A 24005-nucleotide genomic window follows, 5' to 3' on the forward strand; every position below is an offset into this window, starting at 1 on the left:
CCCGCCGGTGATCGCAGTTAGGCCGACACACAGATCATTTGCGGCATAGAACATCTACTCATCCACATGCACGGCTAGGATGTGCTGCATGACAAACGGCGGCACCTCTGCGGACGGCCCGGGCGTCAGGCCGGGAAGACTTGGCTGGGACCTCGGCGTGGTGGCGGGCTCCTACCAGTCAAGAATGGAAGCTGCCCTCGACGGCACGCCCGGCGGGCTGCGCGGTTTCCTGGTCCTGTCCACGGTCGCCTACTGCGCCCCGCCCAACCAGCAGGCCCTCGGCGCCCATCTGGGCATAGACAGGACGGTGCTGACTTACCTGATAGATGCGCTGGGCGAGGCCGGAGAAGCTGAACGCATTCCGGATCCGGCGGACCGGCGGGCCCGTAAAGTGGTGGCGACCGCTGCAGGACGCGCCCGCCTGGCAGCCTGCGAAAAGCGTATCGCGGCAGAGGAAGCGGCACTGCTGTCCGGGCTTGAGCCCGACGACGCGGAACTGCTCCGCACGCTCCTCCATCGCCTTGCAGGCCAGGCCCACCGGCCGGCGTCGGGCAGCAATCCCTGCGCTTCCCTGGACGCGGGATAACCCGGCTGGCCATTTGCCCGGAGACTTCGTAGAGTCGGCTGCAGTGACACGGGGTGCCGCAAGGCTGAGATGAGACCCGTCGAACCTGATCTAGTTAGAACTAGCGAAGGGATGTCGCCGATGACTATTGGCCTGACACCATATTCCGTTTCCGCCCTCCTTTCCCGCGTGCGCAGTGAACCGCCGCTGGTGCAGTGCCTGACCAACACCGTGGTCACCAACTTCACCGCCAACGTGCTGCTGGCTCTCGGTGCCGCTCCCGCCATGACGGACATACCCGGTGAGGCCGGGCCGTTCGCGCGGATCGCCTCCGGGGTGCTGATTAACCTGGGCACCCCGCACGCCGAACAGCGCACGGCCATGCTGGAAGCCGCCGCAGCTGCCAACGATGCCGGCACACCCTGGGTCCTGGACCCGGTGGCCGTGGGCAGCCTCCCGGTACGCACTGCCCTGGCCGCGGAGCTGCTGGTGCTGCGGCCCACCGCGGTGCGCGCCAACGCGTCTGAAATCATGGCGCTGGCCGGGCTGGGGGCCGGCGGGCGCGGGGTGGATGCCACGGATAATCCCGAAGATGCCCTTCCCGCCGCCGAACTGCTGGCCGCCAAATACGGTTGTGTGGTGGCGGTTTCCGGCCCCACCGACGTTCTTACCGACGGCGAATCAACCCTGCGGATCAGCAACGGAGATGTCCTGCTGACCAAGGTCACCGGCGGAGGCTGCGCCCTGGGCGCAGTGACGGCCGCGTTCCTGGCCGCCGCCGGCGACGGGGCGCAGCTCACTGCCGCGGCGGCGGCCACGGCCGCCTACACCATCGCCGCCGAGCAGGCTGCGGCGGGTGCGGCGGGGCCGGGATCCTTCGCCCCGGCGTTCCTGGACGCACTGGCCGGACTCTCACCCGAGCACATCACCGCCATGCTGGTGGCGGCATGAGCGCCGGCGTGCAGTCCGGACTGGTCCGCCGGCCCCGCGCCCTGGCACGGAACACCGGCATCTACCTGGTCACGGACACCAAGCAGTGCGGAGACCGGGGCGTTGCCGCAGTGGCTGCCGCTGCCGTAGCCGGCGGTGTGCGGACAGTCCAGGTCAGGGAGAAGCATGCCTCAGCCGCAGACTTCTTCGAGCTAGTACTCGCCGTGGCGGACGCCGTCGGGAACCGCGCCCTGGTGCTGGTCGATGACCGGGTGGACATTTATCTCGCGGCACGGGCGGCCGGTGCCCGGGTGCACGGCGTCCACGTGGGCCAGAGCGATCTGGCGGCCACGGCCGTGCGCGCGCTGGTGGGCCCGGACGCCGTCGTCGGTTTGACCGCTAATACGCCCGCCCATCTGGATGCCGTGCGCTCGCTGGCGCCGGGAACGGTGGACTACCTCGGCGCCGGGGTCATCCATCCCACCAGTACCAAACCGGATCATCCCGCCCCGCTGGGCGTGCACGGGTTCCGGGCCTTTGCCTCCGCTGCCCCGGTTCCGTCCGTGGCGATCGGTGGAATTGGACTGCCGGATATCCGTGGCCTGCGGGCCGCCGGCGCGTCCGGAGCCGCCGTCGTATCCGCTATCTGCACCGCCGTCGATCCGCAGCGCAGCGCCGAGGAACTGGTGGCAGCGTGGGAGGGCTGAGCGTCCGGGACGTTCCGCGCGTCCTCAGCATCGCCGGTACCGACCCCACCGGCGGCGCCGGCATCCAGGCCGACCTGAAGTCCATCGCCGCCAACGGCGGGTACGGAATGGCAGTCGTCACCGCGCTCGTTGCCCAGAACACCCACGGAGTCCGCTCCGTGCACACCCCTCCTGCCGGGTTCCTGCGCGAACAGCTGGACGCGGTGAGCGACGACGTCGTTATTGACGCCGTGAAAATCGGCATGCTGGGCAGCACCGAGGTCGCCCGGACAGTGGGCGCCTGGCTGGCTGGCGTCCGGCCCCCGGCGGTGGTCCTGGATCCGGTGATGGTGGCCAGCAGCGGTGACCGGCTGCTCAGCCGCGACGCCGAAAACGCGCTGCGCGGCCTGCTGCACCGCGTTGACCTGGTGACCCCGAACCTTCCCGAACTGGCTGCACTCCTGGAAGTGGAACCGGCACAGACCTGGGAGCGCGCGCTGGATCAGGGACGCCGCCTGTCCGGCGCGTACAACACCGCAGTGCTGGTGAAGGGCGGGCATCTGGCCGGATCCGCGGCGCCGGATGCGCTGGTGATGCCCGGCGGGGACGGCCTCACGGTGTCCGAGTTCAGTTCAGCGCGGGTGGAAACCAAGAACACCCACGGCACCGGCTGTTCGCTCTCCTCCGCGGTTGCCACACTCTTTGCCCGGACCGGCAGCTGGGTTTCCGCACTCGGCGCGGCCAAGGCCTGGCTGCAGGAAGCACTGGAGACCGCGGACCTGCTGGAGGTGGGAACCGGACACGGACCGGTGAACCACTTTGCCGGCCCCTGGCAGCGTGGCCTTGCCCCGCTGCCCCTCCCCTCCGGCACCGGTGTTCCACCCCGCGGTGAGCGCACGGCCGGGCTTTGGTCCCGAACCGCGGACGTGCGGGAGCGGATCGCCTCCCTGGACTTTGTCCGCGGCTTGGGGGACGGGTCCCTGGACCAGGCAGTGTTCGCCAGGTATCTCGCCCAGGATGCGATCTACCTGCGGGGTTATGCCCGCGCCCTGTCCCGGGCCAGTGAACTGGCTCCGACCCTTCAGGAGCAGCTGTTCTGGGCAGAAAGTGCCAGCGGGGCCCTGGAAGCTGAACTTGAACTTCACCGGAACTGGCTTCATGCCAATACCGCAGGCGGCGGACTCCCCGGGACCGGCAAGGCTCCGGCGGACCCCGCCGAGGGGCTGGCCGCCGGACCGGTGACCCGCGGCTACCTGGACCACCTGCTGGGGACGGACCGGCACCGCGGTGACCGGCTGGAGTACGCCCGGCTGGTGGGCGCGGTGCTCCCCTGCTTCTGGGTCTACGCGGAGGCCGGTGCGGCACTTGCCGCCGGAAACCACGCCTCGCATCCCTACCGGGAGTGGCTGGACACCTACGCTGATCCGGCTTTCGCGGCCGCCACTGCCCGCGCCGTCGGAATCCTGGAAGATGTGCTTGCCGGGGATGACGCACAGCGGCGTGCCGCCGGGGAAGCGTTCGCACTGTCCGTGCAGTGGGAACATGACTTCTTCGCGGCCGGCTAGGCTTCCCGTCCGCCGGCCGGGTTCGAGGCTGTCCGGCCGGCCAGCGGAATCCGCCACCCGTAGCGCAGGGAAAGGATGCGCAGCGTGAACACCAGCCCCGCCACGGCGATACCGAGGACAGGACCGAAGACACCGAGGGCCGTGAACAGCGAAACCATCCCGGCGCCCAGCAGGGCCGGGACAGCGTAGACGCCGCGCGGGTTGAAGACCTGCGGCACTTCATTGGCCACCACGTCACGCAGCAGTCCACCGCCCACAGCTGTGGTAACTCCCAGCAGTGCGGCGGAAACCGGGTTGAGGCCGGCCTGGTGCGCGGTCAGCGTGCCGGTCACACAGAACAGGGCCAGCCCGGCGGCGTCGAATACCAGCAGGGTGCGCCGGTACCTCTGCACCCCCAGGGCGTGAGTGAATACCAGAATGGCGGCCAGGAGCGGTGGAAGCAGATAGATCGGCTTCGTGAAGGCCAGCGGCACGCCCTGGTTGATGATCAGGTCCCGTACCACCCCTCCCCCAAGCCCCACGAAGGAACCGAGCATCAGCGAGCCGACAATGTCGAAATTCCGCCGGGCCGCCAGGAGCGAACCCGAGACGGCGAAGAAAAAGATTCCGGCCAGGTCGAGGATCAGGAGTGTCATTGCGGTTCTCCAGCAGCTAGGGGGTACCGCGTCTTATCCTGCCAGCCCGCTTCCGGCTTGCCGACGGACTGGGAAGTGCCTACGTTCTCGGCTGCACTATTGGGCGGGGAACGGCCGATGTGATGAAGACACAGTATCCGGCCCTCCAGCGTCCCGTTCGCGGTCTGTGTCTCCGGGCACCCCTAGGATGGGCTCATGACTTCCGCGAGCGCAGAGACCCCGCAGGACACTGAGGACGAATTCCTCTGGCTGGAAGATATCTATGGGGACAGGCAGCTGGACTGGGTTCGGGCGCAGAACGCCGAAACCGAGGCACTGCTCTCCGCCACGGACTTTGAACAGACCGAGGAACGGCTGCTCGAAGTCCTGGATTCCACCGACAGGATCCCCATGGCGGTCAAGCGCGGGGACTGGTACTACAACTTCTGGCGGGATGCGGAGCACCCCAAGGGCCTCTGGCGCCGCACCACGTGGGAGAGCTACGCCGGCCCCGCCACCGAGTGGGAGGTCCTGCTGGATGTTGACGCCCTGGCTGCGGCCGAAGGCACCGAGTGGGTCTGGGGCGGCGCCCGGTTCCTCCGCCCGGCGGACGGCACCTCCTACCGGCGCGCCCTGGTAATCCTCTCCCCCGACGGCGGGGATGCTGCCCGCTACCGGGAGTACGACGTCGAGGACCATGCCTTTGTGCCCGGAGGTTTCGACCTGCCCGTCGCCAAGACCCAGGTCTCCTGGGCCGGCCCGGACACCCTGTACGCGGCCACGGACTTCGGGCCGGGGAGCATGACCACGTCTTCCTATCCCCGGACTGTGCGGACACTGCACCGGGGAGAGGACCCGGGCTCCGCCGAACTCTGCTTCGAGGTGCCCGAGGACCACATGATGGGCTACGTCCACCATGACCAGACTCCCGGCTTCGAACGGGACCTTGCCGTGGACATCATCGACTTCTACGACAGCGTCACGTACCTGCGGCAGGACGGGGACTGGACCCGGATCGAGGTGCCGCTGGACGCGAACGTGGACCTGCACCGGCAATGGCTGGTGCTGCGCCCGCGCACCGACTGGCTGGTGGGCAGCACCCTGCACAAAGCCGGTTCGCTGCTGGCCGCAGAACTGACCGCTTTCCTGGCCGGAGACCGGAACCTGCGCACCCTGTTCACGCCGGAGCCGACCGTGTCCCTGCAGTCCTGGAGCTGGACCCGGGACTACCTGCTGCTGAACCTGCTACGCGATGTCTCCTCCGAGATCCAGGTGCTGGACCCCGCCGCGGACTGGCGCGCCACGGAGCTTGATGCCTGCCCGCCGCTGCATTCAGTGGACGCCTACGCGGTGGACGATGAAGACGAGGCAGCAGGAAACGACTACTGGCTGGTCAGCACCGGTTTCACCACACCGTCCACGCTCTCCCGCGGCAGCCTGGGCAAGCTGGGCGAACCGGCAGCACCGGTGAAAACCTCCCCTGCCTTCTTCGATGCCTCCGGCTGCACCGTAGAGCAGCACTTTGCCGTGTCCGAGGACGGCACCCGCGTGCCGTATTTCCAGGTGGGACACAAGGGCATGGTGCTCGACGGCGGCAACCCCACGGTCCTGTCCGGTTACGGCGGGTTCGAACAGGCCCTCACCCCGGCCTATTCCGGTGTGGTGGGGCGCGGCTGGCTTGATCGCAGCTTTACCGATGCGTCCGGGACCCTGCGGCGCGGGGTCTATGTACTGGCCAACACTCGCGGCGGCGGTGAATACGGGCCGGACTGGCACCGGGCCGCACTGCAGCAGAACCGGCACCGGGCGTACGAGGACTTCGCTGCCGTGGCACGAGATCTCATTGCACGGGGCGTCACATCCCGGGAGCATCTGGGCTGCACCGGCCGCAGCAACGGCGGCCTGCTGGTCGGCAACATGCTTACCCTGTATCCGGAACTCTTCGGCGCCGTTTCCTGCGGCGTCCCGCTGCTGGACATGCGCCGGTACACCAAGCTGTCCGCGGGCGCGTCCTGGATCGCCGAATACGGCGACCCGGACGATCCCGAGCAGTGGGAGTTCATCAAGACCTTCTCCCCGTACCACCTGCTGCGCGCAGACGTTCAGTACCCCCCGGCGCTGATCTGGACTGCCACGAGCGACGACAGGGTGGGGCCGGTCCAGGCACGGAAAATGGCGGCCCGGATGAAGGCTCTGGGAGTGGACCGGGTATGGTTCCACGAAGCCCTGGAAGGCGGCCACGCGGGCGCCGCGGACAACCGCCAGTCAGCGCGCATGCACGCAATGTCCTATGAGTTCCTGTGGGAAGCCCTGACCGGCCAGTTGTCTTGAACCTGTTTTGCTGAAAGCACCCCATTATGGGTAGTCTTGACAGGCTGGCAGCGTGAGTTTGCCAGGGCAATTGGAGACGTGCCAGAGCGGCCGAATGGGCTTCACTGCTAATGAAGTGTGGGCCTAAAGCCCACCGGGGGTTCAAATCCCCCCGTCTCCGCCAGTGGAACACCCCGGTCTTCGGACCGGGGTGTTTTCTGTATAGGAACTGCTCCCCTAACTGCAGGAGGTGAACCGCACGCATGGATGACGGAAACAGTCGATCTACCGCGCCGCGCGGGCCTCGCCGGCGCATGAGGGAAGCACTTCTCCCCAGCCTCTCCTGACGGCTGATCCCGGTCTGCGGCACGCCGCAGCACCTGCTTTCCCGTGCCGGCCGCCCGCATCACTGCGGCACCATACCGGCCCACACCTCACAGCTGCACACCCGCGGTTCTACCGCGTCCGTTCCTGTGTGCCCCGTCCGTAGGAAAGCGGATCATGATCAAGTCACCTGGCCTCTCCTTCGATACCACCGCTGCCCTTCTGGCACAGGCCCTCAGCGGCGGCAACCTGTCCCGCGCAGCCCGAGCCCTCCAGCCGCTGGACGTGGCAGAAACCCTTGAACAGCTTGAACGCCTGAGCACCATCGACCGTGCGGTGGCGTACCGTACCCGGCCCAAGGACCGGGCGCTGGAAGTGTTTGAACGCTTTGACGCACCGGTGCAGGCAGACCTCCTGGCCGGCCTGCAGGACGCCCAGGTGGCAGAGGTCTTTTCGGCGTTGAACCCCGAAGACCGGGTGCCGCTGCTGGATGAACTGCCGGCGACCGTGGCCAGCCGGCTGGTTCAGGGACTGGATGAAAAAGACCGGGCGCTCACCACCGCTGTGCTCGGCTACCCGCGCGGGGCTGTGGGCCGCTACATGAGCCCGCGGGTGGTCACTGCCCGCCCCGGGATGACGGCCTCCGAAGCCCTGGACCGGGTCCGGCGGCAGCTGGACGAGGCCGAAAGCATCTACGTTGTTGCCGTGACGGACTCAAGCCGCCATCTGCTCGGCGTCGTGCCCCTCCGGGACCTGCTCCGTGCCGGCAGCACCGAACGGGTCGCGGACCTGATGACGTCCCCGTCCTCCGTCCCCGCCTCCCTGGACGCGGAGGAAGCAGCCCGGTACTGCGCCGACGCCAAGGTCCTGGTGCTGCCCGTCGTCGACGCCGAAGGCCGGCTGGTTGGCGTCCTGACCGTGGACGACGCGCTGCGGATCCTCGAAGCCGCGGAAACCGAGGACTCGGCGCGCTCCGGCGGTTCCGAGCCCCTGCGCCGGCCGTACCTCGCAACGCCGGTCCGGTCCATTGTGCGCGCCCGGGTCGTATGGCTGCTGGTCCTGGCACTCGGGGCAACCCTCACCGTCCAGGTCATGGATGTCTTCGAAACAACCCTGGCCGAGCAGGTGGTGCTGTCACTGTTCATTCCCCTGCTGATCGGCACGGGCGGCAACACCGGCAACCAGGCCGCGACCACCATTACACGGGCGCTGGCGCTGGGAGACGTGCGGCCCCGTGACGTCGTTCAGGTCGTTGCCCGTGAGGTGAGGGTCGGCGCGCTGCTGGGCCTGCTGCTCGGCGGGCTCGGATTCATCATCACCTCCGTGCTCTTCACGGTGCCGCTCGGGACCGTGATCGGATTGACGCTGCTGGGCGTCTGCACCATGGCAGCCGCTGCCGGAGGGCTCATGCCGATCCTTGGCAAGTCCCTGAAAGTCGATCCGGCCGTGTTCTCAAACCCCTTCATTTCGACTTTTGTTGATGCCACCGGGCTGGTCATCTACTTCCTGATCGCGTCTGCCGTGCTGGGCCTTTAGCTCATCCGGCACTCTCCGGCCCCCGGGGCCTGAACCACGCCTGGAGCGCAGCCTGTTCCGAGCGGCCGGAAGGGGCATAGGCTGGAGCGCACCACCTGCGAACCGGATCGGAAGGATTTACCCATGGAGATGCGCCTGCTGGGCAACAGCGGAACGGCTGTCAGCAACTACGCCCTAGGCACCATGACGTTTGGCAATGAAACCGATGAAAAAACCTCGCACCGGATGCTGGAGGATTATCTGGCGGCGGGCGGCAACTTCATCGACACTGCGGACATTTACAACGCGGGCGCCTCGGAAGAAATCGTCGGCAAGTGGCTGCACGCCAACCAGACAGCGCGCAACACCATGGTCCTGGCCACCAAGGCCCGCTTCCCCACCGGTGAGAACGCGAACGACGCCGGCAATTCGCGCCGTCATCTGCGCCGCGCCCTCGAAGCATCGCTGCGTCGGCTGGGGGTCGACCACATCGACCTGTATCAGCTGCATTCCTGGGATCCCCTGACGCCCCTGGAGGAGAGCCTGGGCTTCCTGCAGGACGCTGTCACCTCCGGCCTGATCAGCTACTACGGTTTCTCCAACTTCACCGGATGGCAGCTCACCAAGGCAGTCTGGATGGCGAAGCTGCACAACTGGCAGCCCCCGGTGACCCTGCAGCCGCAGTACAACCTGCTGGAGCGGGAAATCGAATCGGAGATTGTGCCGGCAGCGCTCGACGCCGGTCTGGGCCTGCTCCCCTGGTCTCCCTTGGCCGGCGGCTGGCTCACGGGCAAATACCACCGCGAAACCGTTCCGTCCGGCAACACCCGCGTGGGCGAGAACCCGGCGCGGCAGTTCCAGGGCTGGGACCTGCGCAGCTCGAACCCGCAGACATGGGACGTGCTGGAAGCTGTGCACCAGATCGCCGCGGCCCATGGCGCGACGCCGGCCCAGGTGTCCCTCGCCTGGCTGGCCGGGCGCCCCGGGGTCACCTCCGTGATTCTGGGGGCACGGACCCCGGACCAGCTGGACGGCAACCTGCAGGCAGCGCAGCTGGAACTAAGCCCGGCGGAAATCCGTCGGCTGAATGACGCCAGCGCCCCGGCTGTGGGCAACTATCCCTACGGCCATGACGGGCTCATCCAGCGTTCCCGGAAGCTCTAGAAGTCCTCGGGGCGCAGGTTCTGCGCCCATCGGCTGATCTCGGCGTCGTCGGGGGCAGCGCCCTCCTTGTCCTTCGCCTTTTCTGCCGGCTTATCCTTCCCCGCCGCTCCGTTCTCTGATGCGGCCGGGGCCGCGGCCGCGCTGCGCGCAGCAGCGTCCGGGGCTGCAGTTTCATGCCTCTCTTCGGCCTCGGTCTCCGGCGTTTCGGGCTTCGTCGAATCCGCGGATTCGGCAGGGGCCGCGCCGGGGGCGCCGGCATCCGTGGCCGGAGGCTGCTCCGTCCGGGGGCGGGAGAAGGGAACCGGATGTGAGGCCATGGAGGCTACTGCGGCGCTGGCTGCACGCAGGCCGCAGCCGGTGTTCCGGGCATAGATCTGGATGGCGCGGATCGGCTGGCCCTGGGCAATCGCAGCGTAGACCTGCTGGTGGCCTTTCTCGTCCAGCTGCGCTGCGGCCTCACGCGCCGCCTCCAGAGACGTTCCGGCCGGGGCGCGGAGCGGCTTGCCCGAACTGCCGGTGCCGGATTGCGCAGGCTTGTCAGCGGCCGGACCGCCGGCGCGCTTGCGCTGGGCGCGTCCGACCAGAAAGTTCACGAGCACGATCGCAGTGACGAACAGGACAATGACCACAAACTCCATACCTCGATCCTAGCTTTATCCCGGCAGGGCTTGGCTGTGCCGCCGGTATATTGGCGCGCAGGACACATCCGCCGCGCCACCCCACCCCGTAAGGACGCCATGAAAACCGAATCCGATCTGAGGTCCCTGCACGTCACACTGGACGGAGGCATCGCTGAGGTGAAGCTGCTCGGCCCGTCCAAGGGCAACGCCATGGGTCCGGATTTCTGGGCTGAACTGCCCCGGGTCTTCGCCGAGCTGGACGCGGACGAGGATGTTCGGGCGGTCCTGCTCTACGGGTCCGGGGAGAACTTCAGCTATGGCCTGGACCTTCCGACGATGGAGCCCGTGTTCCGTCCCCTTCTTCAATCCCGCGGAACGGACGCGCGCCTGCGTGCGGAGTTCCGGCACCGGATCAAGGCACTGCAGGACGCCGTGAGTTCCGTGGCACGCTGCAGCAAACCCGTGATCGCAGCGGTCGAGGGCTGGTGCATCGGCGGCGGTGTGGACGTGATCGCGGCGGCGGATATCCGGATCGCCTCTCCGGCAGCGAAGTTCAGTATCCGGGAGGTCAAGGTCGGGATCGTCGCGGACCTCGGATCACTGCAGCGGCTGCCCGGCATTAGTGGTTCCGGGGCGACCCGGCACCTGGCCCTGACGGGTGAAGACTTCGCTGCCCAGCGCGCCCTTGAACTGGGACTGGTCACGGAACTGGCGGACGACGTCGTCGGGCGCGGCCGTGAACTGGCCGCGCAGATCGCGGCAAACCCCCCGCTGGTGGTACAGGGCGTGAAACAGGTCCTGAACCAGGGCAGTGAACCGGCAGCGCAGGCCGGGCTGGACTATGTGCAGGTATGGAACACTGCGTTCCTTCCCAGCCGGGACTTCGCCGAGGCCAGTACGGCGTTCGCCGAGCGCCGCCCCGCTGTCTTTACCGGGGACTAGCCAGCCCCCCCAACCATCGAGATGACAGAAACTGCCCGTATCCGGCCTGTAACGAGCAGTTTCTGCTATCTCGGTGGGGGAGGGAAAGGCGGCGAGCTGCCAGAACTAGACTTGGGGCATGGCAGTAACGGACGAGGCGATCACCAAAATCAAGGCAATGCTCACCAGCGGTGAGCTGAAGGCCGGTGACCGGATTCCTCCGGAGAAGGAACTCAGTGAACGCCTCGGGCTGTCCCGCAGTTCATTGCGCGAAGCGGTCAAGGCTCTGGAACTGGCCCGGGTACTGGATGTGCGCCGGGGCGACGGCACCTACGTCACCAGCCTCGAACCGGCCATTCTGATGGAAACCTTGTCCTTCGTGGTGGACCTGCACCAGGAAGGGGCAGCTGCGGAACTCCTGGAAGTGCGGCGCATCCTGGAGCCGGGATCAGCGTCCCTCGCAGCCCGGCGTATCACGCCGGGCACGGCCGCGGAGCTCCGAACGTGTCTGGCCGCGGTGGGGGATGGCTCCAGCGTCGAAGACCTGATTGCCCACGACCTCGCGTTCCATGCCCTCGTCGCCAAAGCCTCCGGGAACGCCTATCTGCACGGCCTGCTCGAGGGACTCGCCGCCGGCACCCTGCGCGGCCGGATCTGGAACGGCCTGGTGCAGGACAAGGCCGTATCCGCCACGCTTGCCGAGCACGGCGCCATTGCCGCCGCCATCACTGCCGGGGATCCGGACCTCGCCCGCGCGCTGATGACAGTGCACGTCAGCGGCGTGGAATCCCGGATCCGCGCCGTCGCTTAGGCCCGCTCCTGACCGCCGTTCCAGGCCGGCCCCCGCTCAGGCCTTCAGCGCCAGCACAAACGGCAGGACGGATTCAACGCCGGCCAGGCGCAGGGTACGGCCGGCTTCGGTGAGGGTCCAGCGGCTGTCCGCGAAGTCATCCACCAGCAGCACCGGCCCGGGATTCTCCGCGAACCATGCGGCGCCCTCAGGCGGAACCGCGAACTGTTCCCAGACCGAAGCCAGCCGGAACGCGCTGTTGCCGCCGGGTCCGCCGGATGGTCCGCCATGCGGCAGCTGCAGGGCTCCCAGGTATGGGATGCGGCCCAGCTCGGAGAGCCCCTGGGCGAGGGACCCCACCAGCTGAGGTCGGGTCCGGCTGGGTACGGATACGATCGCCACCGGCCGCTGGGACCAGCCCCATTGGGCCAGCACCTGGACGCAACCGTTCAGCAGCGCTTGGTCCACCCGGGTGTCCTCGGCGCCGGGGCCGAAGATCTCACGCAGCCGTCCGCCCCAGCCAAGGTCCGTCAGGCGGGCGAGCGCGCGTCCGGTGGAGACGGCGGCGTCGGGTTTGATCTTTCCCTTGACCGGCACCCCCAGCCTGCCCATACCGCTGGGGTACATGCCGCGCGGATCGATGTCCACGCCCACCCGGGCCAGGGCCTGCCCGGCACTGTCTGCGGCATCGCCGGCGACCTCGTCCGAGTACCAGCGCCCGGCGCAGTTGTCGCAGCGGCCACACCGCGCAGCCGCAGGATCATCCAGCTGCCGGGAAAGGAACTCCATCCGGCAGCCGCTGGTGTTCTCGTAGTCCAGCATGGCCTGCTGTTCCCGAACCCGGGCGGCAGCGATCCGCTCGTAGCGTTCCCTGTCATAGCTCCACTGCCGGCCGGTCCCCCGCCAGCCGCCGGTGACGCGCTCGACTGCGCCGTCCACGGCGAGCACCTTCAGCAGCAGTTCCAGCGGTGAGCGCTTCAGGTTCACCAGGGTTTCGAGCGCACCGGTGGAAAGCACCGATCCGTCGGCGAGCTCACGCAGCACCGCATTCGCCGGGCCTTCCGACGGCATGGAGGACGTGGCGAAGTACTCCCAGATATCCCGATCCTCGGCACCGGGCAGCAGCAGTACGTCGGCGTTGGGGGTACCGCGGCCGGCACGGCCAACCTGCTGGTAGTACGCAACGGGGGACGATGGGGCACCCAGGTGGACCACGAAACCCAGGTCCGGTTTGTCGAAGCCCATGCCCAGCGCGCTGGTGGCCACCAGCGCCTTGACCTCGTTGTTCTTCAGGGCGGCTTCGGCTGCCTCCCGGTCTGCCGGATCCGTGCGGCCGGTGTAGGCGAGGACGGGATGCCCCGCCTTCTGCAGCAGCCGGGCGGTGTCCTCCGCGGCAGAGACCGTGAGCGCATAGATGATGCCGCTGCCGGGAAGCTCGTCGATGTGGGTCAGCAGCCACGCGAGCCTGCTGCGCGGGCTGGGCAGCCGGAGCATGCCGAGGCGGAGGGAGTCCCGGGCCAGGGCGCCGCGGATGGTAAAGACCTCTTCCCCGCCGGCAGCGAGCTGCTCCTCCACGTCCTTGACCACCCGGGAGTTCGCGGTGGCCGTGGTGGCGAGGACGGGCACGGAGTGCGGAAGCTGTTCAATCAGGTGCCGGATGCGGCGGTAGTCCGGCCGGAAGTCGTGGCCCCAGTCGGAGATGCAGTGGGCTTCATCGATCACCAGCAGCCCGGAGCGGCGGACCAGTTCAGGCAGGTGGTTCTCCCGGAACCCGGGGTTGTTCAGCCGTTCCGGGGAGACAAGGAGCACATCCACGGTGTCCGCTTCCAGGCGGGCGGAGATGTCCTGCCATTCGAGCTGGTTGGCCGAGTTGATGGCGGCGGCGCGGACGCCTGCCCGGGCGGCGGCGGCAACCTGGTCCCGCATCAGCGCAAGCAGCGGAGAGACGATCAGAGTCGGCCCGGCACCCCGGGCGCGCAGCAGCAGGCTGGCCACGAAGTAGACGGCGGACTTGCCCCAGCCGGTGCGCTGGACCACCAGCGCACGTCTTCCTCCCCTGACCAGGGCCTCAATCGCCTCGTACTGCCCTTCGTGGAACTCGGCGTCGTCCCTGCCCACCAGTGCGCGGAGCAGGGCTGTTGCTTCCGAGCGCAGGGCAGCGGCGTCGTCCGGTTCGCGTGAAACGGGAGGGACTGTGGTGTGCTGGGCGGATACCGGTTCCATACCTTCCACTATTCCAGCCGCCACGGACAGGTTCGGACGCCGGGGAAAGAGATTGTGGAAAACCTTTGCCCTCAACCGGTGTGCTCCGGCCTGCAGCGCGCCCGCTATAGACTGCAAGGCGTGACTACTGCATTCGATCTTTCTGCCTCCTTCAAGGCCTATGACGTCCGAGGTGTTGTTGGCGAGACCATCACCCCGGAAATCGTCAAGGCCGTCGGCGCTGCCTTTGTCGATGTCCTTGGCCTGGCCGGGGAGACCGTCCTGGTGGGCGGGGACATGCGCCAGTCCTCCCCCGAGTTCGTTAAGGACTTCGCCGCCGGTGCCACCGCGCGCGGAGCCTACGTCCTGCTGCTGGACCTCATCTCCACCGATGAGCTGTACTACGCCTGCGGCTCGCTGAACGCGGCGGGCGTGACTTTTACCGCCAGCCACAACCCGGCCCAGTACAACGGCATCAAGATGGCCAAGGCCGGAGCTATTCCGATCTCTTCGGAAACCGGGCTGAAGGAAATCCAGGCAGCCGCGGAGCGCTACCTCAACGACGGGGTGATCAACTCCGTGGAGGCTCCGGGCCAGATCAGCGTGCGGGACGTCCTCGGCGACTACTCCGCTTACCTGCGCGACCTGGTGGACCTGCGCGGCATCCGGCCGCTGAAGGTAGTGGTGGACGCGGGCAACGGCATGGCCGGCCTCACCACACCGGCGGTGCTGGGCGACTCCATCCTGCCCGGGCTGCCGCTGGACATCATCCCGCTGTACTTCGAGCTGGACGGCTCCTTCCCCAACCACCCGGCGAACCCGCTGGAGCCGGAGAACCTGCGGGACCTGCAGGCCGCCGTAGTCGAGCACGGCGCAGACCTGGGCCTGGCGTTCGACGGCGATGCCGACCGCTGCTTTGTCATCGACGAACTCGGCGCCCCGGTGAGCCCCTCCGCCGTCACGGCCCTGGTGGCCCGCCGCGAAATTGCCCGCGCCAGGGAAGCCGGCGAAGAGGCACCGGTGATCATCCACAACCTGATTACCTCCCGCGCCGTTCCGGAACTGGTGGAGGCCTCCGGCGGCCGCGCTGTCCGCACGCGCGTGGGCCATTCCTTCATCAAGGCGCTGATGGCCTCCGAGGGCGCCGTCTTCGGCGGCGAACACTCCGCGCACTACTACTTCCGCGACTTCTACAACGCTGATACCGGGATGCTGGCGGCCATGCACGTGCTCGCTGCCCTGGGCGAGCAGGACCTGCCGCTCTCGGACCTCGCCCGCGAATACGAGCCGTACTTCTCCTCCGGAGAGATCAATTCAAAGCTCGACGACGTCCAGGCGGCCGTGGACCGGGTGCGCAGCGAGTACGACCGTCCCGGCGTCACCGTGGACGAGATGGACGGATTGACTTTCACCTCAGATGACGGACGGTGGTGGTTCAACCTCCGCGCGTCCAATACCGAACCCTTCCTCCGGCTCAATGCCGAGGCAGAGGACCTTTCCACGATGGAATTGGTCCGCGACCGTGTTCTTGAACTAGTTAGGAAATGAGCTCATGGCTGATGTTGAACTGACCGGCGGGGAACCTTCCGCCCAGGTACAGGATGACCTGAACTCGCTGCTGGGCACCGCCCTCGGTGTCACGCAGGAACAGCTCGAAGCGCAGGGCGCCTTCCTGCCGGCTGCCCTGGTGGTGCAGGCCGACGGCGAGCTGCGCATGGTTGCCGTCTCCCCCGAGGAGAGCGACGAGGACCTGGACGCCGAGTCCATGATCGACGACCTCTACACCGTCCTCCGGGACCAGAAGGACCAGAACCGCGCAGTAGCAGTGTTCTCGGACATCACCCTCCCGGACGAGGGCACCGACGCCATCCACGTGGTGGCGGAACATTCCGAGGGCGTCTGCATCTCGGCCATCCAGACGTACTCCCAGGAGAACGGCGCCTGGACGTTCAATGACCCCATCTGGGAGTCCGGTGAGCCGGCCGTCTGGGCAGATGGCACCGAAGCGCCGGCCGAGTCCTAATCCGGACGACTCCTAACCCGGCAGAGCATAAACAGGCAGGCCCCGCACTCAGCAGCTGAGTGCGGGGCATGCCTGTTTGAGGACCTACTTCGCGGCCGCGAACCGCTCCTTGAGCTCAGCCAGCTTGGCCGTGAGCTCCTCGGGCAGTGAAGCACCGAAGCGGGCGTACCACTCGTCAATGCCAGCCAGTTCGGCTTCCCACTCGGCCGGATCCACGCGCACCGCCGCTTCGACGTCGGCCGGAGTCATGTCCAGGCCCTTGAGGTCGATCGATTCACCGGTGGGCACGAAACCGATCGGGGTCTCGACGGCGTCCGACTGGCCTTCGAGGCGCTCGATGACCCACTTGAGCACGCGCGAATTTTCACCGAAGCCGGGCCACGCGAAGCCGCCGTCTGCCGTGCGGCGGAACCAGTTGACGAGGAAGATGGCCGGGAGCTTTTCCTGGTTGGCCTTTGCACTGAGCGTGATCCAGTGCTTGAGGTAGTCACCGGCGTCGTAGCCGATGAACGGCAGCATCGCCATCGGATCGCGGCGGACCACGCCAACGGCACCGGCGGCCGCAGCCGTAGTTTCCGAGGACAGTGTGGAACCCATGAAGATGCCGCTGGTCCAGTCCCTGGCCTGGGTTACCAGCGGGACGGTGGTCTTGCGGCGGCCGCCGAAGAGGATCGCGGAGACGGGCACGCCGTTCGGGGAATGGTATTCCTCGGCCAGCATGTCGATCTGGTCGATGGGCGTGCAGAAACGGGAGTTCGGATGCGCCGCCGGGGTGCCCGCTTCCGGGGTCCAGTCGTTTCCACGCCAGTCGGTGAGGTGCGCCGGCGTTTCGTCGGTCATGCCTTCCCACCAGACTCCGCCGTCGTCGGTCAGTGCCACATTGGTGAAGATCGAGTTGCCCTTGGCAATGGCCCGCATCGCGTTGGGGTTGGTGCTCCAGCCGGTGCCGGGGGCGACGCCGAAGAGGCCGGCCTCCGGATTGGTGGCACGGAGTTCACCGTCGCGGCCGAAGCGCAGCCAGGTGATGTCATCGCCGAGGGTCTCCACCTTCCAGCCTTCGACCGTGGGGTCCAGCAGCGCCAGGTTGGTCTTGCCGCAGGCCGAGGGGAACGCAGCCGAAACGTAGTAGTCCTTCTTTTCCGGGCTGGTGAGCTTCAGGATGAGCATGTGCTCGGCCAGCCAGCCTTCGTCGCGGGCCATGACCGAGGCGATGCGCAGGGCGTAGCACTTCTTGCCCAGCAGCGCGTTGCCGCCGTAACCGGAGCCGTAGGAGTAGATGGAGCGGTCTTCGGGGAAGTGGACAATCCACTTCTCCTCGTTGCACGGCCAGGACGCATCTTCCTGACCGTCTTCCAGCGGTGCACCCACGGAGTGCAGGGCGGGAACGAAGAAGGCATCCAGCTCTTCCATCTTCCGCAGCACGTCGGTGCCGATGCGCGCCATGATGCGCATGGACGCCACAACGTAGGCGCTGTCAGTGATTTCGATGCCGAACTTCGGGTCCTCGGCGTCGAGGTGGCCCATCACGAACGGAATGACGTACATGGTGCGCCCGCGCATTGAACCGGCGAAGAGCCCGTTCAGCTTGGTGCGCATTTCCGCGGGGTCCATCCAGTTGTTGGTGAACCCGGCGTCTTCGCGCTTCTCGGAGCAGATGAAAGTCTGCTCCTCCACGCGGGCCACGTCCTTGGGGTCGGAGAAAGCCGCAAAGGAGTTGGGGAAGGTTTCGGGGTTCAGGCGGATCAGGGTTCCGGCATCGACCAATTCGTCCGTCAGTGCCTTGTTCTCTGCCTCGGAGCCGTCAACCCAATAGACTTCGGCGGGCTGCGTCAGCTCGGCCACTTCCTTCACCCAGGCCAGCAGGCCGCTGTGGGTGGTGGGTGCCCCGTTGGAGGCCCCCCTGATCTTGCTGTCCTGCAACTGGCTAGGAGCAGCGTTGCCGCTCTCATCGAGAACTAGCTGACGCGCGTCATCGCCCATGACTCTTCCCTTCGTTGGGTCACTGGTGTTTTTTGATGCTATTTCCAACCTCCGGGGCTCCAACGGCGAAAAGATGTTACCTATGTGGCGTATGACTCCAAGTTTGCCTAGATTTCAGGGGTAGTTCAGCGTGCAGCACCCTTTCGTGTGACGAAGGTCATATAGACCGGTCTAGTTATTCACCGTAATGGAACTCGATTGGCGTTCTCTCCGGAACCCCGCTATAGTTATCTACGGCCAAACAGCCACGGAAGAACTTGAAAGAAGCAGGGGAAACCCCGTAACTTCCAGAATATTCCAGAATGCGTGCGTAGCTCAACGGATAGAGCATCTGACTACGGATCAGAAGGTTGGGGGTTCGAATCCCTTCGCGCGCACCACTGAAGAACCCCGCCTGACCAGGTACATCCCGGTCAGGCGGGGTTTTTTGCTGTCCGGGCGTCGGCGCCGGTGCCGGAGCCCACTTGCCCGCGGCCGCTGTGGCTGAGAGGCTCGGCGTCATGACTGAATCGCTGGAAACTGACGTAGTTGTCCTTGGCGCCGGGGCTGCGGGGGAAAACGCCGCTGGCCGGGTAGTCGGCGCCGGCCTTGAATCGATCCTCGTGGAGTCCGCCCTGGTGGGCGGGGAATGCTCCTACTGGGCCTGCATGCCGTCCAAGGCGCTGCTGCGCCCGGGTACCGCCCTGGCGGAGGCACGGGCGGTCGACGGCTCACGCGAAGCAGCAGCGGGAAGCCTGGACGTCCCTGCCGTCCTGCGGCGCCGCGATTCGTTCACCTCCAACTGGGACGATGCTTCCCAGGTCCAGTGGGTCAAGGACACCGGTATCGGCCTTGTCCGCGGGCGGGCCCGCCTGACCGCGGAGCGTACCGTCGAAATAACGGACGACGGCGGAACCCGGGTGAGCATCACGGCGCGGCACGCCGTCGTGCTCGCCACCGGCTCTGTTCCCCTTGAGCCTCCCGTGGACGGCCTGGCGGACGTGGAGTACTGGGGCACCCGGGAGGCCACCTCCTCCAGCGAGATTCCCGGTCGCCTTCTGGTCCTGGGCGGCGGGGTGGCCGGCACGGAGCTGGCCCAGGCCTACGCCCGGCTGGGCTCCAAAGTCTCCATGGTGGCCCGGCACGGAGTCCTGGATTCACTTCCAGGCCCGGCCGCGAAGCTGGTCACGGACGCCCTGGAAGCTGACGGCGTCGAAATCCACAGCAACACCTCGCCGGAGCGGATCTCCACAGACGGATCCGGCGCGATTGTCATGGAGCTGCCGGGCGGGCAGCTCCTGTCCGGTGACCGGCTGCTCGTCTCCACCGGGCGCCGCCCTGCGCTGGACGGACTGGGCCTGGAAGAGCTGGGCCTGGACCCGGCCTCGCTGCGGACCGATGATTCCGGACTGGTGGCAGGCGCCGAAAACTGGCTGTACGCCGTGGGCGACGCAGCGGGGAAGGTACTGCTGACCCATCAGGGCAAATACGAGGCGCGCGCCACCGGATCAGCCATAGCAGCACGTGCCCGGAAGGAGATCGGCTTTGGCGAGCCGCCGGCTTACAGCCGCTTCGCGTCGACGGCGGACCACACCGCGATTCCGCAGGTCGTCTTCACGGATCCGGAGATCGCCATGGTCGGCCTCAGCGGCCGGGACGCGCGCGCCCGGGGAATCCGGGTGAGCGAAACGTCCCTGCCGCTGAGCGTGGCCGGATCCTCCCTGTTCGCGGACGGGTACACCGGATGGGCCCAGATGGTGGTGGATGAGGACCGCGGGATCCCCGTGGGGTTCACGTTCGCGGGACCGGGCGTGGCGGAACTGCTGCACGCTGCCACGATCGCGGTTACGGCCCAGGTGCCGCTGGACCGGCTGTGGCACGCAGTTCCGGCCTACCCCACCATTAGCGAAATCTGGCTGCGCCTGCTGGAAAAGTACGGACTCTAGCTAGCCCCGCGGAACCACGAAATCAGTGACGCGGGCGTCGCGTCCGTCCAGTTCAGCCCACGGAACCTCCAGCTGCATGACGGTGAGACCGGAGGTTGGGTAGCGTGTGGCCATCTCCATGACGGCATCCTCATCCGAGCGGATGGAGGCCAGCCGCATGGCAACTTCCTGCACGCCGGGCATGTGCCCTATAACCAGCAGGCTGGTGACGGTCTCCGGAACGTGATTGATGACGCTGAGGATCTCGGACGGGGAAGCGTCGTACAGCCGGTCTTCCAACTTCGCGGTGGGAGCCTTCTCCCCCAGCTCGTCGCAGACCCAGGTACAGGTCTGCCTGGTCCGCAGGGCGGAGGAGCAGAGGATGAAATCCGGAACGGCGTCGTTCTCCCGCATCCAGACGCCTGCCTGCGGGGCGTCCCGGTGGCCGCGGCCGGAGAGCGGCCGCTCATGGTCCGAGGTGACCTCACGCGGCCAGTCTGCCTTGGCATGCCGCAGCAGCATCAGTTTCTTCAGGTGGTGGCCGCTCATGGGCCCAGTCTATCGGCGTGCCGGGTTCCGCCCTGCGGGCCCTGCTCCCGCCCGGCGGCCCCTCACCTCCCTCGAGATGACAGAAAGTGCTGGTCTGAGAGCTCAAACCAGCACTTTCTGCCATTTCGATGGCGGGGGGCGCAGGGACAGCTAGATGCTGTACTCCGGGGCAGCCCAGACAACCACTTCAGGGTGCTCGTAGAAGCGGTAGCCCTGGCCCCGGACGGTGCGCACGGTGTTGGCCAGTCGGCCAAGCTTCGAACGCAGGCGGCGGATGTGGACGTCGATGGTCCGCTCGTTGGGCACTTCCTCGGCGTTGCGCCACAGCCCACAGAGGAGTTCTTCGCGGCCCACGGTCCGGGAAGCGTTCTCCACGAGGTAGTTCAGCAGTTCGAATTCCTTGAACGTCAGGTTCAGGGTCTCGCCGTCCAGGTGGACCTCGCGGCGGGACAGGTCAATCAGTACGCCGGAGGGCCGCGGAGCACTTTGCTGGACAGGCGACGGGGAAGAAATTTCCTGGCGCGGCGCCCGGTTGACCGTAGGGTCCCCCAGCGCCTGGCGAACGACGTCGATGTCCGACCCGGAAGCACCCGAAGGCGCCAGCGCAACGGCAGCATGGCTTTGCGCACCCGGAACCAGCGTCTGGACGTGCGCCCGGATTTCCTGGGCGAGCTTACTCAGGGTGGTCCCGTTGGCGGCCGCAGTGTCCTCGTCGAGGCCAACGTAGATTACGAAGCCGCGGGCGACGGTGTCGCTGCCGACCGGCTGGGGTCCGGGAGTTCCCGACGCCGCCACCACCGGGGTGGGGCCGGTTAGGGGCGTTCCCTCGCCAAGCGGGGACCGCGGGGATCGGATCCCCGTGGGAACTACCTGGCCTGGGAACTGCTGTCCCGTGGCCGGCGCCCCGAATGCGCCGGGGAACCCGGCTGGACGTGCAGGCATTCCTGCTGCCCGGCTCTGGGCATTGCGGAGGGAGATGTGGACGTACCCGGATGCTACTGACATTTTGGGACCTCAGTGGTGAATTGCCGTCTGCACGGCTCTATGCAGGGAGTGTGCCCAGGAGAGTGGCGCGGGTTCGCGCCCATCAGATGGACGGGTGTGTTGCCTGGGATGGGGGGTGGTTTTCCTAGGCCTGCATTCGACGACAGCAGTTCCTGCCGCCGGCATGGCTGCCGGCGGGAAGATCTGCGACACATGCTGTCGTGTGGATGTTCACGTTACGGATTATTGCATGTAACAAAGGCATACGCACAAGTAACAATGCCGCCCCCGTCTCACATTGTGGACCAAGGAGGCGCCGTTGTGATCGATCTCACCGTACCGCCCTGGCTGCGCCCGATATGCTTGGTATTCCCCAATCGGAATAAATGCCGGATTTACAAGCATTCTCACCGAACTGTTCGGAAAATGACAAAGGCGGCTCGTAAGCACACTTACGAACCGCCTGAAGTCAAGCTTTGCTTCAATCGTCCAGATAGTGAGACTGATCGGGGCGTTTGCAGCTTTGTTGGGGCTAGTGAACGACGCCGTAAAGACGGTCTCCAGCATCTCCCAAGCCAGGCACGATATAGGCCTTTTCGTCGAGACGCTCGTCGATGGACGCCAGGACGATGGTGACGTTGGCGTCAGCCAGCTCCTCTTCCAGAATGCTCAGGCCTTCCGGAGCTCCCAGCAGGCAGATGCACACAATCTCCGCCGCACCGCGGTTGAACAGGAACTTGATGGCCTCACGCAGCGTGCCGCCGGTGGCAAGCATCGGATCCAGGACAAAGACCTGGCGTCCGGTCAGATCGTCCGGCAGTCGCTCGGCGTAGGTGATCGCCTCGAGGGTTTCCTCGTTGCGGGCCATCCCCAGAAAACCCACCTCGGCCGTGGGGACCAGCCGTGTCATGCCCTCGAGCATGCCCAGTCCGGCGCGCAGGATGGGAACCACCAGCGGGGTGGGCTTTACCAGCCCGGTACCAATGGTCGAGGTGACCGGGGTTTCGATATTGACGGGCTCCACGCGGACATTGCGGGTGGCTTCATACGCCAGCAGGGTCACGAGTTCTTCAGTCAGGAGCCGGAAGACTGGGGACGGGGTGTCCTTGTCCCGGAGCACCGTCAATTTGTGGGCTACGAGGGGATGATCCACTACTAGTACGCGCATGGTTCCAAACTACCATCGAGGCATCTCCGCACCCCCGCGGATTTGCCTGCCCCGCACGGAAATAGGGGACCATATCCCTATGGAATCGCCCACAGTCGCTCACCAGGCCTGGATGGGGCTCGCCCTGGAGCAGGCCCGCGCCGCCCTGGACACCGACGACGTCCCCATTGGCGCCGTCGTCACAGGTCCTGACGGGACCATCCTCGGAACCGGCCGGAACGAACGGGAGGCGACGGGAGATCCCACTGCCCACGCCGAGGTGGTGGCGATCCGTGAGGCCGCCGCAGCGCTGGGCGAATGGCGGCTGGAAGGGTGCACGCTGGTGGTGACCCTGGAACCCTGTGCCATGTGTGCCGGGGCGATCGTGCTCGCCCGGATTCCGCGGGTGGTGTTCGGAGCCTGGGATGAGAAGGCCGGCGCATCCGGCTCGGTGTTCGAGATCCTGCGGGAACCCCGGCTCAACCACTGGGTTGAGGTGTTCCCCGGCGTCCGCGAGGACGAGTGCGCCCACCTGCTGCGGGAGTTTTTCGGCTCACGGCGTACGCTGCGCGGTTCCCAGGGTACGCAACCCTAAGTATGCTTGCTTTTATTCGTGGAACCCGACCACCGAACCCAAGAGCTAGGAGCAGGTATGACCTCGGAACACCAAGAAGGCGTAGACCGCGTAGTCAAGATTCTGGAACACGCGAAGATCGGCAACCTGACGACCGTCGATCTCCAGGGCAATCTGGTGAGCCGGCCGCTGGCACTGCAGGAGACCGATTCCGAGGGCAATCTTTGGTTCTTCACTCCGGACCCCTCCCCCAAAGCTGATGAGATCCGCGCCAATCCCCACGTGAACGTGGCCGTGGAGGACAAGAAGGGATACCTCTCCGTCAGCGGACGGGCCGAAATCAGCCACGACCAGGAGAAGATCGAAGAGCTCTGGAACGCCTCTGCTGCGGCATGGTTTGAGCAGGGCCGGGAAGATCCGTCGATCGCCCTGATCAAGGTCAACAGCGACACGGCGGAGTACTGGGTGTCGGATGAACCCAAGATCGCCACCTTGTTCAAGATCGGCAAGAGTGCGGTGACGGGCGATACCCCGAATGTCGGGAAGAACGACGTCGTCGATCTCTAGTCCGCGTGTACGCCCCGGACCCGGAAAGCTGCGGGTCCGGAGCGTTTTGGGGCTGGAGCCAAACACCCGGT

At 66.7% G+C, this 24005-nt stretch carries 21 protein-coding genes, 2 tRNA genes and 1 riboswitch; of the genes, 16 read left to right on the forward strand and 7 right to left on the reverse strand.

Translation table 11 applies throughout. The annotated features are described in order from the left end of the window. Positions 1-88 precede the first annotated feature (88 nt). The 4 genes from ITX31_RS00490 (at position 89) to ITX31_RS00505 (ending at position 3746) form a co-directional block, all read left to right on the forward strand. Entirely contained in the window at positions 89-586 is a 498-nt protein-coding gene (locus ITX31_RS00490; protein WP_194781540.1) for a MarR family winged helix-turn-helix transcriptional regulator, read from the forward strand. Between the two features lie 39 nt (positions 587-625). Next, positions 626-715: riboswitch (TPP riboswitch) on the forward strand. Further along, entirely contained in the window at positions 707-1516 is an 810-nt protein-coding gene (gene thiM / locus ITX31_RS00495) for a hydroxyethylthiazole kinase (RefSeq protein WP_228528857.1), read from the forward strand. (Overlaps the previous riboswitch by 9 nt.) Then, positions 1513-2202, forward strand: a complete 690-nt coding sequence (gene thiE, locus ITX31_RS00500; protein ID WP_194781542.1) for a thiamine phosphate synthase — start codon at positions 1513-1515, stop codon at positions 2200-2202. The genes thiM and thiE overlap by 4 nt, the downstream gene beginning before the upstream one ends. Then, positions 2190-3746: a bifunctional hydroxymethylpyrimidine kinase/phosphomethylpyrimidine kinase gene (locus tag ITX31_RS00505; RefSeq protein WP_323745535.1), complete on the forward strand. Its 1557-nt coding sequence runs from the start codon at positions 2190-2192 to the stop codon at positions 3744-3746. The genes thiE and ITX31_RS00505 overlap by 13 nt, the downstream gene beginning before the upstream one ends. Here ITX31_RS00505 and ITX31_RS00510 read toward each other — a convergent pair. Continuing rightward, a complete protein-coding gene (locus ITX31_RS00510) occupies positions 3743-4381 on the reverse strand; it encodes a trimeric intracellular cation channel family protein (protein WP_194781543.1) in 639 nt (212 codons plus the stop codon). The two genes, ITX31_RS00505 and ITX31_RS00510, sit on opposite strands and share 4 nt — an antisense overlap. 195 nt (positions 4382-4576) lie before the next feature. Here ITX31_RS00510 and ITX31_RS00515 point away from each other — a divergent pair, with 195 nt between their 5' ends. The 4 genes from ITX31_RS00515 (at position 4577) to ITX31_RS00530 (ending at position 9673) form a co-directional block, all read left to right on the forward strand. Continuing rightward, positions 4577-6691, forward strand: coding sequence for a prolyl oligopeptidase family serine peptidase (locus ITX31_RS00515; RefSeq protein ID WP_194781544.1), 2115 nt, complete (start codon positions 4577-4579; stop codon positions 6689-6691). Between the two features lie 72 nt (positions 6692-6763). Beyond that, positions 6764-6854, forward strand: a tRNA-Ser gene (locus tag ITX31_RS00520). Positions 6855-7171: 317 nt separating this feature from the next. Then, positions 7172-8530: a magnesium transporter gene (mgtE, locus tag ITX31_RS00525; protein ID WP_194781545.1), complete on the forward strand. Its 1359-nt coding sequence runs from the start codon at positions 7172-7174 to the stop codon at positions 8528-8530. 123 nt (positions 8531-8653) lie between these two features. Then, positions 8654-9673: an aldo/keto reductase gene (locus tag ITX31_RS00530; protein WP_194781546.1), complete on the forward strand. Its 1020-nt coding sequence runs from the start codon at positions 8654-8656 to the stop codon at positions 9671-9673. Here the strand turns inward: ITX31_RS00530 and ITX31_RS00535 are convergent. Continuing rightward, positions 9670-10311 carry a hypothetical protein gene (locus tag ITX31_RS00535; protein ID WP_194781547.1) on the reverse strand — a complete coding sequence of 214 codons (642 nt, stop codon included), beginning with the start codon at positions 10309-10311 and terminating at the stop codon, positions 9670-9672. The genes ITX31_RS00530 and ITX31_RS00535 overlap by 4 nt on opposite strands. 99 nt (positions 10312-10410) lie before the next feature. Between ITX31_RS00535 and ITX31_RS00540 the strand changes: the two genes are divergently transcribed. Continuing rightward, on the forward strand, positions 10411-11235 hold the full coding sequence (locus ITX31_RS00540) for a crotonase/enoyl-CoA hydratase family protein (RefSeq protein ID WP_194781548.1): 825 nt from the start codon (positions 10411-10413) through the stop codon (positions 11233-11235). 118 nt (positions 11236-11353) lie between these two features. After that, a complete protein-coding gene (locus ITX31_RS00545; protein WP_194781549.1) occupies positions 11354-12025 on the forward strand; it encodes a FadR/GntR family transcriptional regulator in 672 nt (223 codons plus the stop codon). A gap of 36 nt (positions 12026-12061) precedes the next feature. On the opposite strand, the gene ITX31_RS00550 is transcribed toward ITX31_RS00545, so the two are convergent. Beyond that, positions 12062-14227, reverse strand: a complete 2166-nt coding sequence (locus ITX31_RS00550; protein WP_194781550.1) for a RecQ family ATP-dependent DNA helicase — start codon at positions 14225-14227, stop codon at positions 12062-12064. Positions 14228-14347: 120 nt separating this feature from the next. On the opposite strand from ITX31_RS00550, the gene ITX31_RS00555 reads away from it, so the two are divergent. Together ITX31_RS00555 and ITX31_RS00560 are read left to right on the forward strand one after the other, a co-directional pair. After that, positions 14348-15754, forward strand: a complete 1407-nt coding sequence (locus ITX31_RS00555) for a phosphomannomutase/phosphoglucomutase (protein WP_194781551.1) — start codon at positions 14348-14350, stop codon at positions 15752-15754. 4 nt (positions 15755-15758) lie between these two features. Beyond that, the gene (locus ITX31_RS00560; protein WP_194781552.1) at positions 15759-16229 is read left to right on the forward strand and encodes a hypothetical protein; all 471 of its coding nucleotides are present in this window, start codon (positions 15759-15761) and stop codon (positions 16227-16229) included. 84 nt (positions 16230-16313) lie between these two features. Here the strand turns inward: ITX31_RS00560 and ITX31_RS00565 are convergent, their stop codons facing one another. After that, complete coding sequence (locus tag ITX31_RS00565) at positions 16314-18209, reverse strand: phosphoenolpyruvate carboxykinase (GTP) (protein ID WP_194781553.1); 1896 nt, start codon at positions 18207-18209, stop codon at positions 16314-16316. Positions 18210-18513: 304 nt separating this feature from the next. Here ITX31_RS00565 and ITX31_RS00570 point away from each other — a divergent pair. Next, positions 18514-18589: transfer RNA gene (locus ITX31_RS00570), tRNA-Arg, on the forward strand. 120 nt (positions 18590-18709) lie between these two features. Then, positions 18710-20134 (forward strand): dihydrolipoyl dehydrogenase family protein, encoded by a 1425-nt coding sequence (locus ITX31_RS00575; protein ID WP_194781554.1) that lies wholly within the window; start codon positions 18710-18712, stop codon positions 20132-20134. Here the strand turns inward: ITX31_RS00575 and ITX31_RS00580 are convergent, their stop codons facing one another. From ITX31_RS00580 to upp, 3 genes are all read right to left on the reverse strand, one after another. After that, complete coding sequence (locus ITX31_RS00580) at positions 20135-20662, reverse strand: SixA phosphatase family protein (protein WP_194781555.1); 528 nt, start codon at positions 20660-20662, stop codon at positions 20135-20137. A 150-nt stretch (positions 20663-20812) separates the two neighbouring features. Continuing rightward, positions 20813-21667: a winged helix-turn-helix domain-containing protein gene (locus ITX31_RS00585; protein ID WP_194781556.1), complete on the reverse strand. Its 855-nt coding sequence runs from the start codon at positions 21665-21667 to the stop codon at positions 20813-20815. A 511-nt stretch (positions 21668-22178) separates the two neighbouring features. Next, a complete protein-coding gene (gene upp, locus ITX31_RS00590) occupies positions 22179-22814 on the reverse strand; it encodes a uracil phosphoribosyltransferase (RefSeq protein ID WP_194781557.1) in 636 nt (211 codons plus the stop codon). Positions 22815-22893: 79 nt separating this feature from the next. Between upp and tadA the strand changes: the two genes are divergently transcribed. Together tadA and ITX31_RS00600 are read left to right on the forward strand one after the other, a co-directional pair. Then, positions 22894-23388, forward strand: a complete 495-nt coding sequence (tadA, locus tag ITX31_RS00595) for a tRNA adenosine(34) deaminase TadA (RefSeq protein WP_194781558.1) — start codon at positions 22894-22896, stop codon at positions 23386-23388. Positions 23389-23445: 57 nt separating this feature from the next. Beyond that, positions 23446-23934: a pyridoxamine 5'-phosphate oxidase family protein gene (locus ITX31_RS00600; protein WP_194781559.1), complete on the forward strand. Its 489-nt coding sequence runs from the start codon at positions 23446-23448 to the stop codon at positions 23932-23934. Positions 23935-24005 lie beyond the last annotated feature (71 nt).

This window comes from Arthrobacter gandavensis (assembly GCF_015355785.1).
Classification (GTDB): Bacteria; Actinomycetota; Actinomycetes; order Actinomycetales; family Micrococcaceae; genus Arthrobacter_B; species Arthrobacter_B gandavensis_A.